General features: G+C 60.0%; 1 protein-coding gene. It reads left to right on the forward strand.

Going from position 1 to position 2000, the window contains the following annotated elements; translation table 11 throughout:
• Nucleotides 1-1482, forward strand: a 1482-nt coding sequence (locus tag A2I95_RS33895; protein WP_291736869.1) for an efflux RND transporter permease subunit, incomplete at its 5' end; no start/stop codon positions are given.
• Nucleotides 1483-2000: the final 518 nt, after the last annotated feature.

A 2000-nucleotide genomic window follows, 5' to 3' on the forward strand; every position in this document is an offset into this window, starting at 1 on the left:
ACCGGCAGTATTTTCACCTCCACCTCCAAAGGTTTCCTGCCAGCCGAAGACAACGGCTATCTGTTTGTGGATGTGCAGCTTCCAGATGCGGCAGCGCTGGGACGGACAGAGACAGTAACCGGCCGGATTGACGAGCAGATCCGGCAGATCCCTGGTGTCCAAGGCACGGTTCTGGTGAATGGTTTCAGCCTTCTGAACGGGGCGGGGGCCAATGGTGCCATGATCATCGCCTCCCTTCACCCCTGGGGTGAACGGCAAACCGAGGCACTGCATCCCAATGCCATCCTTGGCCAGATCTACGGCATTGCCAATGGGGAAGCCGCGGCCAGTATAGTCGCCTTCAACCCGCCGCCGATCTCTGGTCTGGGCATGTCCGCAGGTGTGGAAATGGCAATCCAGCAGACGGCCGGCGGCACCCCGCAGGATCTGGCGCAATCGGTCGGCTCTCTGGTCTATTCTGCCAACCAGCGTCCGGAAATCGCCCAGTCCTATACGACCTTCCGGGCCAACGTGCCGCAAGTGTTTGTCGATCTGGACCGCGAGAAGGCCAAGACGCTGAATGTGCCGATTTCCGAGGTGTTCCAGACCATGCAGGCGCATCTGGGCTCCTATTACGTCAACGACTTCAACCTGTTCGGCCGCGTTTACAAGGTGATGCTGCAGGCCGAGGGCACCTACCGCGACAAGATTGAGGATATCGGCGGTCTGTATGTGCGGACCCAGTCTGGTGAAATGGTCCCGCTGTCGACCCTGATCGATGTGGAAAACGTGCTGGGACCGGTGCTGCTGAAGCGGCACAACATCTTCCGCTCGGCAACCGTTACTGCAGTTCCAGCTGCGGGTCTTTCAACCGGAGACGCCATCCGGGTGATGCAGGAGGAAGCCGCGACGGCACTGCCGCCGGGCTATGCCTTTGAATGGACCGGCACGGCGCAGCAGCAGCTGGACTCGGCGGGGCTGGTCACTGTGATCCTGGCGATGGCGGTGCTGTTCGGCTATCTGTTCCTGGTCGCGCAATACGAAAGCTGGACCATGCCGGTGGCAATCCTGCTATCGGTAATCGTGGCCCTTTTCGGAGCGGTTGCGGCGGTGGCAATTGCCGGCAATGACATCAACCTCTACACGCAGATCGGGATGATCATGCTGATCGGCTTGGCGTCGAAAAACGCCATTCTGATTGTCGAGTTCGCGATGGAGCAGCGCGCCGCCGGCCTCTCTATCCGCGACGCCGCGCAGGAGGCGGCCAAACAGCGTTTCCGTGCGGTGATGATGACCGCGCTGTCCTTTCTCCTGGGGGTGGTGCCATTGATGATTGCGTCAGGAGCCGGCGCAGCCAGCCAGCGTGCCATCGGCATCGCCGTCTTTGGCGGCATGCTGGCTGCAACCGTGCTTGGCGTCATTGTTGTGCCGGTGCTGTATGCCATGATGCAAGGGATGCGGGAACGCATCAAACGTACGCCGGCAGCCCAGCCTGCAGAGTAAAACAGCCAACTCCGCCAGGACAACTGGCGGGGTTTTCTCTTCCATCAGAACCGCAGGTCCGGCAGGGCTGGCGGCGATCAACCCGTAATCAGGCGCAGCGGGCCCGCAGGCCGCGATCATGGGCCGCTGACAGGATCAGGTTCCATTTCCGCGGCGTACAACGGAACTCCGGCTCCACGTCGCAGGTCAAAGGCGCATTTGCCTCGCTGGGAATCTTTCTGGCCGCGGCGGAAACGCATCGTTCCAAAGCCCAGAAATCCGTCAAAGACGGGTTGTCAGTAATCACTTGGCTCAGCAGCATTGCCGCAGGCTCCCCGTTAATGCTGTCCGCTTTGTTAGTTTTTAGTACCGCGGATCAATTTTTATGTGGTGCGTATTAGCGTCATCCGGATGATTTGTCACCAGGGTGTTTTTCAAACGATCGCAAACCTGCAAAAGACCGCCCGGAAGGGCCGCCATGGCTGTGCAGCGCTGATGCACGGCTGCCCTCAGTAAGAATCGCTGTGCGGTTCACTTTC

The sequence above is a fragment of the Leisingera sp. F5 genome (assembly GCF_001593695.1).